The organism is Rhodovulum sp. YNF3179, assembly GCF_050586465.1.
Classification (GTDB): domain Bacteria; phylum Pseudomonadota; class Alphaproteobacteria; order Rhodobacterales; family Rhodobacteraceae; genus CAJXYS01.
In genome coordinates this window covers 6,856-20,098 of record NZ_JBOCEG010000004.1, presented here as the reverse complement: position 1 = coordinate 20,098, position 13,243 = coordinate 6,856, and the positions used below count along the sequence as shown (strand labels likewise).

Here is a 13,243-nt window from a genome sequence, read left to right as displayed (position 1 = left end):
CGGAAGATCGACAAGAAAAGATCCGTCCCCCGGCAGGATGCCGGCGCGGCCGCCGCGGCCCTTGTCCGGCTGCCGCTGCGCGCGGCGCCGCGGGCGACGCGCCGGCCGGGCGCGGCGCGCCGGGGTTCAGGCGGTGTCTCGCAGGAAGGTACGGATCGCGCCCAGCACCGCCTTGGGATGCGTGTAGACGAGGCCGTGACCGGCCCCGGGGATCTCGGTCTGCACGGCCGCGGGATTGGCGGCGCCCAGCGTCGCCGCGTTGCCCGGCGGTATCACCGGATCGGCCGCGCCCCAGACGGCCAGCACGGGAACCCGCGCGGCGGCGAGGGCGCGGTGGCCGTCGGTCATGTCGGTGCCCAGCGTGTGGCGCTCGCTCGACAGCACGGCCTGGAGAAACCCGCGGAACCGCGTCATGCGCTCGAGGTTCCGTCCCATTTCCGGGATCACGCTGCCCGCCCCGACGGTCCGGGCCAGGCGCCTGCCGTAATACCCGCCCAGCACGGTGAAAAGCCAGTCGCCCAGGACCGGCACCCGGGCACAGAACCGGAGGAACCCGTCCGGCACATAGCGGAACCCCGCCGGGGCGATCAGGATCAGCCGCGCCACGCGCTCGGGGTGCTGCGCCGCCCAGTCCGCCGCGATCAGCCCGCCCATGGAATAGCCGACCAGCGTCACCGGGCGGGTGAAGCCCTCGGCCGCGATCAGTTCGTCGAGCTGCTGGGTGAACAGAGCCGGCGTCTGCCGGCCGAGCGGGCGCGCCGAGTAGCCCCGTCCGTAAAGATCGAAAGACAGCACCCGGAACCCGGCCCGCGTCAGCCCCGGGATCATCGCGTTCCAGACGAAGCTCGGGGTGGTGAGCCCGTGCACCAGGATCGCGGCCGGGCCGTTTTCCTCGCCGTGCCAGCGGTAATGGGTCGGCCCCCGCGAAAGATTGGCGAACCGGCCGGGCGCCGCGCGGCGGGTCCGGGCATTGACCGGCTTGCGGAGCAGCTCCACCAGCGCCCAGGCCCCCGCGGCGGCCAGGAAAAGGGCGATCAGCCCCGCCATGCGGCCAGCACGTAACGGCCGGTCATCAGGTCGAGATGCGCGCCGCCCCCGTTCTTGAACAGCGTGATCTCGCCGGCATCCTGCCGGGCGAAACCGCCGCCGGGCAGGTCGTAGTAATCGGCCTGGATATCGGCTTCGGAAATCGCGCCCGCGGCCAGCGGGATCTTCAGCTCGCCGATATGGCCGATGGTGGTGTCCCGGCTGTCCACGAAGATGCGCGCGCGCTGCAGCGCGGTATCGTCGGCCTCGCGCATGTCCGGGCGGAAGGCGCCGATCAGGTCCAGGTGCTGACCGGGCCGCAGCCACGCGCCGCGGATCACGGGCTCCTTCGCCATCGTGGCGCAGGTTATGATGTCGGCCTCGGCCACCGCGGCTTCGAGATCCGGCGCGACGGCGATCCCGACCCTGCCGGCGAACTCGGCCGCAACCGCCGCGGCGCCGGCGGGCGTGCGGTTCCAGACGGTGAACTCCGCGTCCGGGAAGGCGGCGGAATAGGCATCGACCAGCGACCGCGCGACGGTGCCCGCGCCGACGACGAGGATGCGCCGGCTGTCCGGCCGCGCCAGCCGGCGGGCCGCCAGCAGCGAATCGCCGGCCGTCTTCCACTTGGTGACGAGGTGGAAATCCACCACCGCCTCGAGTTCACCCGTGCCGTCGGCATAGAGGCACATGCCGCCGTTGATGGTGGGTTTGCCGGCGTCCGCGTTGCCCGGAAAGATCGTGGCGGATTTCACCGCGATCCCCATGCCGTCGATCCAGGCCGCGCGGTTCAGCAACGTGTCGTCGCCACGGTAGAGGAAGCCGTCGGTGATCTCGGCGCGCGGCATCTCGTGACCAGCCGCCAGCGCGTCGGTCAGTGCGATCCAGTCCATCCGGGCCTCGGCGTCGAAGCCGATGATTTCCACGCTCATGCCGCGTCCTCCTCTGTCAGCAGGCCATGGGCCACGAGTTCGGCCGCCCAGCCCGCGGCGCCCTCGAACCGGTGGGCCCGCCAGCCACGCGCCCGCGCCGCGGCGATGTTGTCGGCGCGATCGTCGGTGAACAAGAGCCGATCGGGCGCGATCCCGCAATCGGCCTCCACCATGGCGTAGATCTCCGGCTCAGGCTTGATCACGCCCATGTGGCCGGAAATGTAGCGCCGGTCGAATTCCGACAGGAAGTCATATTCCGTCTCGGCGATCTCGAAGCTGCCAATGCCGAAATTGGTCAGGGCGAAGACCGGCACGCCGCGGGCGCGCAGCGCCCGCAGCAGCCGCACGGACCGGTCGATGGCCGGGCGTGCCATCTCGAGCCAGCGATCATGCCACATGCGGATATGCTCTGCGAAGTCCGGATAGGCCGCGGCCGTGGCATAGATCGTCTCGCGGAAATCGGCGCCCCGGTCGACGGCGTCGTTCATGCCGTGCAGGTCCACCGTCGCGAAGAGCCGCTCGCGATCCTCGACCGGCATCACGGTGTCGTAGAAGCGCTCCGGCTGCCATTCGATCAACACGTTGCCGATGTCGAAGATCACCGCCTCGGGTCTGGGCATGCGCCGCTCCTCTGTCCGTTCCGGCCCGTTCTAGCCCGGTCGGCGCGGCTTGGAAACCGCGCTCAGCCCTGCGCGGCGGCCCGAAGCGCCCGGTCGAGCGCATCGAGGAACCGCGCGCGGTCCTGCTTGCCGAACCCCCGCCCGCCGCCCTGGCGGAACGGATCGGCGGCGCGCAGGTCGGCCATCAGGTCCCGCGTGGCGAGCAGGTTGCCGATATTCGCCTCGGTAAAGGGGCGCCCGTCATGCCCCAGCACCGCGGCGCCGGCGGCGATGCATTTCGCGGCCAGCGGGATGTCGGCCGTCACCACCACGTCGCCCGGCCCGGCCCGGTCCGCGATCCACATGTCGGCGACGTCCGGACCCTCGGGGACGTAGACCACCTCGACCAGCGGGTGCGGCGACGGCCGCAGCCCGCCATTGGCGACCAGAAACAGCGGAACGCCGTGCCGCTCGGCCACGCGCTCGGCCTCGGCCTTGACCGGGCAGGCGTCGGCATCGACGAAGACGCGGCTCAACGGCCGCTACCCGTAGAGCGCATCGGCGTGAAAGGCGACGTGATCCTCCATGAAGGAGGCGACGAAGAAATAGCTGTGATCATAGCCCGGCTGCATCCGGAACTGCGCGCCCTGCCGCCGCTCGGCGATGGCACCGGCAAGCGCCTCGGGCATCAGGCGGTCGAGGAACTGGTCATCGGTGCCCTGGTCGATCAGCATCGGCCCGTCGAACCCCTCGGTGCGCATCAGGAGCGTCGCGTCATGCGCCGCCCAGTCGGCTTCGTCGGCGCCCAGGTAGGCGGTGAACTGCTTGCGTCCCCAGTCCGACACGGTCGGATGCGCGATCGGCGCGAAGGCCGAGACGGAGCGGAACCGGCCCGGCAGCGACAGGGCCATGGTCAGCGCCCCGTGACCGCCCATGGAATGGCCGGTGATCGCCTGCGCGTCCTCGTCGAGCGGGAAATCGTTGAAGACCAGGCGCGGCAGTTCCCCGGTCACGTAGTCCCACATCCGGAAATGCGGGGCCCAGGGCGACTCGGTCGCGTTCACGTAGAACCCCGCCCCCTGGCCGAGATCGAAGGCATCGTCATCCGCGATCCCGTCGCCGCGCGGACTGGTGTCGGGAAAGACCAGCGCGATCCCGTGCTCGGCCGCCCAGCCCTGCGCACCGGCCTTTACCATGGCGTTCTCATGGGTGCAGGTCAGCCCCGAGAGATACCAGAGCACCGGCACCGGCCCGTCGCCGGCGGCCGGCGGCAGGTAGAGCCCGAAGGTCATGTCGCAGCCACAGACATCGGAGGGATGGGCATAGACCCCCTGCACCCCGCCGAAGGCCCGGTTTTCGGAGATGGTCTGCATGGCGCGTCCTCCCTGTTGTCGGGATCGGGGTAGCGCGCCGCCGCGGGTGGGGCAAGCCCGGAACCGCCTAGCCCAGGCCGCTGACCCAGCCGATCACCAGCGACAGGGTCAGGATGCTGGCGGCCGTCGAGATCAGGATCGTCGCCGAGACCCGCGTCGGCGCCACGCGGTAATGCTGGGCCAGCATGTAGACGTTGCCCGCCGTCGGCAGCGCGGCGGCGGCGATCATCACGCCGGCGGCGTAGGGCTCCACCGGGAAAAGCAGCAGCGCCGAGAGCGCCACCGCCCCCGGGTGCAGCACCAGCTTGGAGAAGGACAGCCAGGCCGCCACCTCGACCCGCTCGGCCGATTTCGAGGCCAGCGAGGCCCCGATGGCGAAGAGCGCCCCCGGTGTCGCGGCGGAGCCCAGCAATTCCACGAAGGCGTTGAGCGGTCCCGGTATGGGCAGCGCCAGCGCCGACCAGGCCAGCCCCAGGGTGATCGACACGATCATCGGGTTCTTGATCAGCCCCTGCCCGACCGTGCGCAGGATGCCCAGCGACATCCGCCCGTCCCGCGCCCCGGTGATCAGGATCACGATCAGGCTGCCGAAGACGATGAGATCGACGGCCAGCACCATCATCACCGGGCCGATCGCGCGATCGCCCAGCAGCAGCACCAGCATCGGGATGCCCAGGAAGCCGACATTCCCGATCACCGCGCACTGCGCCTCGACCGCGGCCTCCTCCACCCCCTTGCGCCGCAAGAGCGCCACCGCGGTGGCGAGCAGGTAGATCGCGGCGGTGGCCCAGAGATAGGCGGCGATGAAGATGCCGTCGAACACCTCGTCCAGCGAAAGATTGGCCGAGAAGCGGAACAGCATCGCCGACAGCGCGAAGTAAAAGACGAATTTCGTCAGCCAGGCGGTGGCCGCCTCGGTAAAGAAACCGGTCCGCCCGGCGCCGTAACCGACACCGATGATGGCAAAGAACGGCAGGGTCTCGAGGAAGATCGCCAGCATGGGCAGGCGCTTAGCATGCGCCGCCCCGGCCTGCCAGACCTGCCTAGCCGCCGCCGATCAGAACCCCGGCCGCGAAGACCAGCGCACCGCCCAGGACAACCTGGAAGGTCGCGCGCAGGAAGGGCGTTTCCATGAAGCGGTTCTGGATCCAGGCGATGGCCCAAAGCTCGATAAACACGACCACGATCGCGGTGATCGTCGCGGTCCAGAAGTCGGGGATCAGGTAGGGCAGCGCATGGCCGAGCCCGCCCACGGTCGTCATCACGCCCGAGGCGATACCGCGCTTGAGCGGGCTGCCGCGGCCCGACAGTTCCCCGTCGTCCGAAGCCGCCTCGGTGAAGCCCATCGAGATCCCGGCCCCGACCGAGGCCGCGAGCCCGACGAGGAAGGTCGTCCAGGTGTCCTGCGTGGCGAAGGCGGTGGCGAAGATCGGCGCCAGCGTCGAGACCGAGCCGTCCATGAGCCCTGCCAGGCCCGGCTGCACCCAGGTGAGGACGAACTGGCGCTTCGCGACGCGGCTTTCCTCGTCTTCGGCCTCGGCGCCGAGATGTTCCTCGGCCAGGCCCACGGCGGTTTCCTGGTGCCCGGCCTCGGCGGCGGCGAGATCACCGAGCAGCTTGCGCGTATCGGCGTCCTGCGTGCGTTGCGCGGCCTTGCGGTAGAAGGCCTCGGCGTCGCGCTCCATCATCGCGGCCTCGTCGCGGATCCGTTCCAGCCCGAGATTCTCGATCAGCCAGACCGGCCGGCGCGAATAGTATCCGGCGACGTGCTCGCGCCGGATCAGCGGGATCACGTCACCGAAGCGCTTCTTGTGCAGGTCGATCAGCCGCTGGCGATGGCCGTCCTCTTCCTCGGCCATGCCGTCGAAGATCTTCGCCGTGGCCGGGTAATCCTCGCGCAGCTTCTCGGCATAGCTCCGGTAGATGCGCGCGTCGTCCTCCTCCGACGAAATGGCCAGCGCCAGGACCTCTTGCTCGTCAAGGTCCGCGAAACGCCGCCGCGAGGATACGCCTGGGATCATGGGACACTCCATTTCTTTAGAACGATTCTAAACTAGCACCGGTGGCGCGATGTGCAAACCGACTCCGGCCAGGCTGCGACAATAGTGAACGGCTTGGTTCATTTTCGGCTTGATATCTGAACCGATCGGTTTATTTTAAAAAGTGAACCAACCAGTTCATTTTGGAGTGCCGCGATGACCCGTATCCTGACCGCCCTGTTCCTCGCGCTCGCTGCCGGTCCGGCCGCCGCCGGGGGGATCTTCTTCGATTTCCCGGTGCTGACCTGGCCCGAACCGGCCCCCGCCCCGGCAAGCCGGGACACCGCCGCCGACACCCTCGCCCCGGCCCCGTCGCGATGATCCGCGCCGGCGCGCTTGCAGCCCCGGAACTCGGCGGACTAAACTCCGCCGGGGGATGGGGAGACCACGCATGAGCACTGCCGCGGCCGAGATCAAGAAAGGCCGGAAATTCGACCAGGTGCTCGAGGGCGCGCGCATGATCTTCATGCGCGACGGCTTCGAGGGCGCCAGCGTCGACGATATCGCGCGCGCCGCCGGGGTCTCCAAGGCGACGCTCTACAGCTATTTCCCCGACAAGCGGCTGCTCTTCCTCGAGGTGGCCCGCATGGAATGCAACCGCCAGGCCGAGGAAGCGCTGGCCGTCATGGACACCGCGGCCCCGCCGGAGGTTTTCCTGCGCGAGGCCGGCGGACGCATCCTGACATTCTTCCTATCGGATTTCGGCCAGCAGATGTACCGCATCTGCGTCGCCGAGTCCGCGCGTTTCCCGGAACTCGGCTGTCGCTTCTACGACTCCGGCCCGGCGCTGCTGCGCGACCGCCTGACGACCTACCTCTCCGAGGCGGAGGCGCGGGGCGAATTGCGGATCCCCGATATGGACCTTGCCGCCAACCAGTTTGCCGAACTGTGCAAGAGCGACCTCTTCGTCCGGTCGATCTGCGGCGTCGCCGGCGAGATCACCCAGACCGACATAGGCCGCGTGGTCGACGGGGCGGTGGAGATGTTCCTCGCGCGCTACGGCACGGGCCGGGGGTAACGGGGCCGTCCGGCCGGCGGGGCGCTCAGCCCTTCTTTTTCCGCTCGGGCTTGATCCGGGCACGCAGCCCGGTGCCGCTGCGCTCGACCTCGAAATGGCCGGTCTTTTCAAGCAGGTCCGACAGCTTGGGGCTGCCATAGGTGCGCGGGTCGAAATCCGGGTTCGCCGCCACGACCTGTTGGCCAAGCCGGCCGAGCGCCACCCATTCGGCCTCTTCGTCGAGACTGCGGAGCGCCGCCGTCAGCAACGGCACCGCCTTCGAGGGCGGCTCCTTGCGGGCGCTTGTCCCGCCCCGCCCGGCGCCCCGGCCGGTTTCGGTCTCGCCCGCCTCCGACGCCAGCAGGTTCTCGACGAAGATGAACCGCTTGCACGCCTTGCGGAAGGCGTCCGGGGTCTTTTTCTGGCCGATCCCGTAGACGTCGAGCCCCTGTTCCCGGATGCGGCTGGCGAGCCGGGTGAAATCGCTGTCCGACGAGATCAGCACGAAGCCGTCGAAGCGGCCCGAATGCAGGATGTCCATCGCGTCGATGACCAGCGCGATGTCGCTGGCGTTCTTGCCCACGGTATTGGCCGGCGAATGGTGCGGCACCAACGCGTAATGCGCCAGGCGGTCAGACCAGCCCTTGAGCTGCCCGCTGGAGAAATCACCGTAAATCCGGCGGACACTCGCCTCGCCCAGGCTGGCGATCTCCTCGAAGATCGCCTCCGCCCATTGCGGCGAGGTGTTGTCGGCGTCGATCAGGACGGCGAGAAGCGGTGTGCTGTCTGTGCTGGCGGCCATGGGCCCTCCGCTGTCAAAGGTGGCGGTACATCACGAGCGCGTCGACATAGCCCCTGTCCGGATGGCGAAACGCGCCTGGCAGGCGTCCGACCACATCGAAACCGTAATCGGCCCAGATGGCAATGGCGCGGCTGTTGGTCTCGACCACGAAATTGAACTGCATCGCGCGGTAGCCGGTCGCCCGCGCGGTCTCGAGCGCGTGCTCCAGCATCGCCCGCGCCACGCCCCGCCCGCGCGCCGCAGGCGCGGTGACGAAGCCGGCATTGGCCACATGCGCCCCGCCACCGCCCTGGTTCGGCATCAGGTAATAGGTCCCCAGCACCGTGCCGTCCGCATCCTCGGCAAGATAGGTCCGGTGCGGCGCACCCAGCCACCAGGCGAGCGCCGCGTCGCGGGACAGGCCCGGATCGACCGCATAGGTGTCGCCGGCGCGCAGGACCGGTTCGAGAATGGACCAGGTCCGGTCGGCATCCGCCGCCGTCGCGGGCCGGATCGACAGGCCGGTCACCGGGTCAGTAGACGACGACCGACCGGATCGACTTGCCCGCGTGCATCAACTCGAAGCCCTCGTTGATCTCGTCGAGGCTCAGCGTGTGGGTGATCATCGGGTCGATCTCGATCTTGCCCTGCATGTACCAGTCCACGATCTTCGGCACGTCGGTGCGCCCGCGCGCCCCGCCGAAGGCCGTGCCTTTCCATGTCCGGCCCGTGACCAGCTGGAACGGCCGGGTGGAGATTTCCGCGCCCGCCGGCGCCACGCCGATGATGATCGACTCGCCCCACCCCTTGTGCGCGCATTCGAGAGCGGCGCGCATCACCTGCACGTTGCCCGTCGCGTCGAAGCTGTAATCGGCCCCGCCCTTGGTCAGGTCGACGAGGTAGGGCACAAGGTCGCCCTCGACCTCGCTCGGGTTCACGAAGTCGGTCATGCCGAAGCGTTCGGCCATCTCGCGCTTGGCCGGGTTCAGGTCCACGCCCACGATCTGGTCGGCCCCGATCAGCCGCAGCCCCTGGATGACGTTCAGCCCGATACCGCCCAGGCCGAAGACCACCGCGCGGCAGCCTGGCTCGGCCTTGGCGGTGTTGATCACGGCCCCCACGCCCGTGGTGACGCCACAGCCGATGTAGCAGACTTTTTCAAAAGGCGCCTCGGGGTGGATCTTGGCGACGGCGATCTCGGGCAGGACCGTGTAGTTGGAGAAGGTCGACGTGCCCATGTAGTGCAGGATCGGATCGCCATCGAGCGTCGAGAAGCGCGAGGTGCCGTCCGGCATCACGCCCTGCCCCTGGGTCGAGCGGATCGACTGGCAGAGATTGGTCTTGGGGTTGAGGCAGTATTCGCATTCCCGGCATTCCGGCGTGTAGAGCGGGATGACGTGGTCGCCCTTCTTCACGCTGGTCACCCCGGGCCCGGTGTCGACGACGACCCCGGCGCCCTCGTGACCGAGGATCGCGGGGAAAAGCCCCTCGGGGTCGGCACCCGACAGGGTGAAATCATCGGTGTGGCAGATGCCGGTGGCCTTGATCTCGACCAGGACTTCGCCCTCCCGCGGGCCGTCCAGGTTCACGTCCATGATCTCGAGCGGCTTTCCGGCTTCGGTGGCGACGGCGGCGCGGGTCTTCATCTTTGGCCTCCCTGGGCGACTGGCTCTGCCCGGGAGTCTGTTCCAAACCGCGCCGCGGTGCAACGCCGCCCTGCGCCGGACCGCGGCCATTTTGCGACGGATTGGCGCCGCCAGCGCGCCGATATCAGTCCTTTTCGATGCGATAGTCCTGGTGGCAGGCCTTGCAGGCGCCACCGATGCCGCCCATCGCGGCGCGAAGCCCGTCGAGATCCGTGACGTCACCGGCCCGCGCCGCGGCGACGGCGAGATCCTCGGACTTCGCGGTGAAATCGCCCCAGTTCTCCCAGATCTCCGGGCTGGCCTCGGAGACGTCCGACATCTCGCCCGACTCGAAGAGCGCCGGGATGCGCGCAGCTTCCGCCTCGAGCACCGCCGCCGCGGCCTGGGCGTCCGCCGCGTCGAAGGCGCGCTTGCCGGTCGCCATCCCGCCAAGGATCTTGGTATTGTCCGCGACGGTTTTCATGGCCTCCATCCGGGTTTTCACGTCGCCGCTGGCGCCCTCGTGGGCGGTGGCCGCGGCGCCGGCGCCGAGAAGGGCCAGAACGGCGAGGCTGCGGGTCAGGCTGATCATCGGGATCTCCTCTGTGGATTTTTCCTGCAGTTAAGCTGATGCACCCCCGCCGCCTGTCCCGCCAGAGCCGTTCACGTTTTCTTGAACGCGCGTCCCCGGCGTCAGCCAGGGCCGGAGCAGCGCAACCGGGTGAGCCCTGAGCGTCAGCCGGAGCGCCGCGTAATCCTCGACCACTTCCTCGCCCTCGCTCATCGCGGGCAGCGCAACCGCCGGTTCGGCGATGGCCTCGCCGTCGATGTCCCGCTCGAAAAGCGGCAGCGGCGCCGCGCCGCCGACAGCCTTCGCCGCCCAGAGCGCCGCGCGCCGCGAGAGCCCCATGTCGGCGAAGGCGTCGGCCTCGGCCAGCGCCGCCAGCATGTGCGGCGGCACGCCGGCACGACGCCAGACGTCCTCGACGCTGCGATAGCCGTTGCCACGCGCCGCCGGAATCCAGGCGGCCTCAGCCGCGCTCAGTGCGCGCACCTGGCGCAAGCCGAGGCGCAGCGCCAGCCCGCCCCGCCCGTCCGGCTCCATGACGTTGTCCCAGTAGGAATGGTTCACGCAGACCGGGCGCACCTCGACCCCGTGTTCGCGCGCATCGCGGACGATCTGCGCCGGCGCGTAGAACCCCATCGGCTGGCTGTTCAGCAGCGCGCAGGCGAAGATCCCCGGATGGTGGCACTTGAGCCAGGCCGACGCATAGACCAGGAGCGCGAAACTTGCCGCGTGGGATTCCGGGAAACCGTAGCTGCCGAAGCCCTCGATCTGGGAAAAGCACCGGTCCGCGAAGTCCCGGTCGTAGCCGTTCCCCAGCATCCCCCGGATGAAGCGGCCGCGAAACGCGCTGACATCGCCGTGTTTCTTGAAGGTCGCGAGGGAGCGGCGCAGCCTGTCGGCCTCGTCGGGGGTGAAGCCCGCCCCGATGATCGCGATCTGCATCGCCTGTTCCTGGAAGAGCGGCACCCCCAGCGTCTTGCCCAGGACATCCCCCAACGCGTCGGAAGGAAACTGCACCGCCTCCTCGCCGTTCCGGCGGCGGATGAAGGGATGCACCATGTCCCCCTGGATCGGGCCGGGACGGATGATCGCCACCTGGATCACGAGATCGTAGAAGGATCGCGGCCGCATCCGTGGCAGGAAATTCATCTGCGCGCGGCTCTCGACCTGGAAGACCCCGAGCGAATCCGCCTTGCAGAGCATCCGGTAGACCGCCGGATCCTCCTGCGGCAGCGTCGCCAGCGTATAGTCCGCGCCGTGATGCTGCGCGAGCAGGGCGAAGGCCTTGCGGATGCAGCTCAGCATCCCCAGCGCCAGCACGTCGACCTTCAGGATGCCGAGCGCGTCGATGTCGTCCTTGTCCCAGCAGATCACGGTGCGGTCCTCCATCGCCGCGTTCTCGATCGGCACCAGCGCGTCGAGCCGGCCGGCGGTGATGACGAAGCCGCCCACGTGCTGGCTGAGATGCCGGGGAAAACCCTGGATCTCGCCCACCAGCCGCAGCGTCTGCGCCAGCCGGCGATCCGACGGGTCGAGCCCGATTTCCCGGAGCCGCGCCGCGTCCAGCGCCCCCGGGCCGCCCCAGCCCCAGACCTGGCTCGAGAGCGCGGCGACCGTGTCCTCCGACAGCCCCATCGCGCGGCCCACCTCGCGGATGGCACGCTTGCCGCGGTAATGGATCACGGTCGCGCAGAGCCCGGCGCGATGACGGCCATAGCGCTCGTAGATGTGCTGGATCACCTCCTCGCGGCGCTCGTGCTCGAAATCCACGTCGATATCGGGCGGTTCGTCCCGGGCTTCCGAGACGAAGCGCTCGAAGACCATGGTGCCGATCTCGGGACTGACCGAGGTCACGCCCAGGCAGTAACAGACCACGGAATTCGCCGCCGACCCGCGCCCCTGGCAGAGGATTCCCCGCGACCGGGCGAAGGCCACCACGTCATGGACGGTCAGGAAATAGGGCGCGTAGCCGAGCTTGCCGATCAGGCGCAGCTCGTGCTCCATCAGCGCAACGACCTTCCCGGGCGCACCGTCGGGGTAACGCCAGGCGAGACCTTCGCGCGCCAGCCGCTCCAGCCGGGCCTGGGGCGACTCGCCCGGCGCCACCTCGGAGGGATATTCATAGGCGAGCTCGTCCAGGCTGAACCGGCAGCGCGCCGCAATGGCCCCGGCGCGCGCGACGGCCGCCGCGTGGCCACGGAAGATCCGCCGCATCTCCGGCGCGCTGCGCAGGCGCTGCTCGGCATTGGCCTGGGCGGCCCGGCCGAGCCGGTCCACCGTCACGCCCTCGCGGATGCAGGTCAGCACGTCCACCAGCTGCCGCCGCGCCGCGCGATGCATCACGGGGGCCGCCGAGGCGACGGTCGGCAGGCCGAGCCGCCGCGCCAGCCGGTCGAGCCGGCCGAAGCGCCGCGCATCCTGCCCGTCGTAGCGCGGCGCCATCACCAGCGCCACGGCGCCGGGAAAACGGCGCGCCAGCCGCCGGGCCGCGCGCAGCCATCCCCGCGCGGCCCGCGGCGCGGAGGTTTCCGGCGGGTGGAGCAGCATCTCCATCCCTGCACCCCGGTCCAGGAGATCGTCGAGCGCCAGGTCGCAGGCGCCCTTGGCCGCCCGGAGCCGCCCGGCGGAGAGCAAACGGCAAAGCCGCCCCCAGGCGGCGCGGTCACGCGGCAGGGCGGTCACGGCCATGCCGTCACGCAGCACCAGTTTCGCGCCCGGCACCAGCCGCGGCACGCAGACAAGATCGGCCGACGGGGCCTCCGGCGCCCCGGCCGGGCGGGGCGGACCGGCGACCAGGCCACCCGACTCCGCCGCCCGGCGCCCTTCCACGGCGCGGGCCAGTTCGCGCAGTGCCACATGCGCCCGCACCAGCCCCGCCACCGAGTTCTCATCCGCGATCGATATGGCGGGCAGCCCGAGAAGCCCCGCCTCGCGGGCGTATTCCTCCGGATGCGCGCCCCCCGTCAGGAAGGTGAAGTTCGAGGTGAGTCCCAGTTCGGCAAACGGCATGACTCCATTTTATTCACCTTTTGTTCTCATGTGGAGTCCGGTTCCGCCACAGGGCCGCTGCGCGGCGATTCCATGCCTCCGGCGGGGATATTTCCGCCACTTGGAAACATCCACCCTTCCAAGTGGTCCAAGTATCCTCGCGCGCGCAAGCGCGCGAAACAACCCGCCCGAACGGGCGGCCGGGGTCTTGGGGGGGGTGGGGGGGGGGAGGGGGGGGGGGGGAGGGGGGGAGGAAGTCCGCGACCCCCCAGGAATCGGTGTCGCCGTTCGAGGGCAAAACCCTGGTTCTCCCAT

At 69.6% G+C, this 13,243-nt stretch carries 14 protein-coding genes; 2 read left to right on the top strand and 12 right to left on the bottom strand.

Going from position 1 to position 13,243, the window contains the following annotated elements:
- Positions 1 to 126: 126 nt before the first annotated feature.
- The 7 genes from ACQ5SP_RS07790 to mbfA form a co-directional block, all read right to left on the bottom strand.
- Positions 127 to 1,047: an alpha/beta fold hydrolase gene (locus ACQ5SP_RS07790; RefSeq protein ID WP_430937800.1), complete on the bottom strand. Its 921-nt coding sequence runs from the start codon at positions 1,045 to 1,047 to the stop codon at positions 127 to 129.
- Positions 1,035 to 1,958: an ornithine cyclodeaminase family protein gene (locus ACQ5SP_RS07785; protein WP_430937799.1), complete on the bottom strand. Its 924-nt coding sequence runs from the start codon at positions 1,956 to 1,958 to the stop codon at positions 1,035 to 1,037. The genes ACQ5SP_RS07790 and ACQ5SP_RS07785 overlap by 13 nt, the downstream gene beginning before the upstream one ends.
- Positions 1,955 to 2,578: an HAD-IA family hydrolase gene (locus tag ACQ5SP_RS07780; RefSeq protein ID WP_430937798.1), complete on the bottom strand. Its 624-nt coding sequence runs from the start codon at positions 2,576 to 2,578 to the stop codon at positions 1,955 to 1,957. The genes ACQ5SP_RS07785 and ACQ5SP_RS07780 overlap by 4 nt, the downstream gene beginning before the upstream one ends.
- 62 nt (positions 2,579 to 2,640) lie before the next feature.
- Positions 2,641 to 3,093, bottom strand: a complete 453-nt coding sequence (locus ACQ5SP_RS07775) for a YaiI/YqxD family protein (protein WP_430937797.1) — start codon at positions 3,091 to 3,093, stop codon at positions 2,641 to 2,643.
- 6 nt (positions 3,094 to 3,099) lie between these two features.
- Positions 3,100 to 3,930 (bottom strand): S-formylglutathione hydrolase, encoded by an 831-nt coding sequence (gene fghA / locus ACQ5SP_RS07770; RefSeq protein ID WP_430937796.1) that lies wholly within the window; start codon positions 3,928 to 3,930, stop codon positions 3,100 to 3,102.
- A gap of 67 nt (positions 3,931 to 3,997) precedes the next feature.
- Positions 3,998 to 4,930, bottom strand: coding sequence for an AEC family transporter (locus ACQ5SP_RS07765; RefSeq protein ID WP_430937795.1), 933 nt, complete (start codon positions 4,928 to 4,930; stop codon positions 3,998 to 4,000).
- A 43-nt stretch (positions 4,931 to 4,973) separates the two neighbouring features.
- A complete protein-coding gene (mbfA, locus tag ACQ5SP_RS07760; RefSeq protein WP_430937794.1) occupies positions 4,974 to 5,951 on the bottom strand; it encodes an iron exporter MbfA in 978 nt (325 codons plus the stop codon).
- A gap of 174 nt (positions 5,952 to 6,125) precedes the next feature.
- Here mbfA and ACQ5SP_RS07755 point away from each other — a divergent pair, with 174 nt between their 5' ends.
- Positions 6,126 to 6,290: a hypothetical protein gene (locus tag ACQ5SP_RS07755; protein ID WP_430937793.1), complete on the top strand. Its 165-nt coding sequence runs from the start codon at positions 6,126 to 6,128 to the stop codon at positions 6,288 to 6,290.
- 70 nt (positions 6,291 to 6,360) lie between these two features.
- Positions 6,361 to 6,987 (top strand): TetR/AcrR family transcriptional regulator, encoded by a 627-nt coding sequence (locus ACQ5SP_RS07750; RefSeq protein WP_430937792.1) that lies wholly within the window; start codon positions 6,361 to 6,363, stop codon positions 6,985 to 6,987.
- Positions 6,988 to 7,012: 25 nt separating this feature from the next.
- On the opposite strand, the gene ACQ5SP_RS07745 is transcribed toward ACQ5SP_RS07750, so the two are convergent.
- The 5 genes from ACQ5SP_RS07745 to ACQ5SP_RS07725 all read right to left on the bottom strand — a co-directional run bounded on the left by ACQ5SP_RS07745 (position 7,013) and on the right by ACQ5SP_RS07725 (position 12,949).
- The gene (locus ACQ5SP_RS07745; protein WP_430937791.1) at positions 7,013 to 7,768 is read right to left on the bottom strand and encodes an NYN domain-containing protein; all 756 of its coding nucleotides are present in this window, start codon (positions 7,766 to 7,768) and stop codon (positions 7,013 to 7,015) included.
- A 13-nt stretch (positions 7,769 to 7,781) separates the two neighbouring features.
- Positions 7,782 to 8,276 carry a GNAT family N-acetyltransferase gene (locus tag ACQ5SP_RS07740; protein ID WP_430937790.1) on the bottom strand — a complete coding sequence of 165 codons (495 nt, stop codon included), beginning with the start codon at positions 8,274 to 8,276 and terminating at the stop codon, positions 7,782 to 7,784.
- A 4-nt stretch (positions 8,277 to 8,280) separates the two neighbouring features.
- Positions 8,281 to 9,393 (bottom strand): S-(hydroxymethyl)glutathione dehydrogenase/class III alcohol dehydrogenase, encoded by a 1,113-nt coding sequence (locus tag ACQ5SP_RS07735; RefSeq protein ID WP_430937789.1) that lies wholly within the window; start codon positions 9,391 to 9,393, stop codon positions 8,281 to 8,283.
- Positions 9,394 to 9,517: 124 nt separating this feature from the next.
- On the bottom strand, positions 9,518 to 9,964 hold the full coding sequence (locus tag ACQ5SP_RS07730; RefSeq protein ID WP_430937788.1) for a c-type cytochrome: 447 nt from the start codon (positions 9,962 to 9,964) through the stop codon (positions 9,518 to 9,520).
- Between the two features lie 30 nt (positions 9,965 to 9,994).
- Complete coding sequence (locus tag ACQ5SP_RS07725; RefSeq protein ID WP_430937787.1) at positions 9,995 to 12,949, bottom strand: error-prone DNA polymerase; 2,955 nt, start codon at positions 12,947 to 12,949, stop codon at positions 9,995 to 9,997.
- Between the last annotated feature and the right edge of the window lie 294 nt (positions 12,950 to 13,243).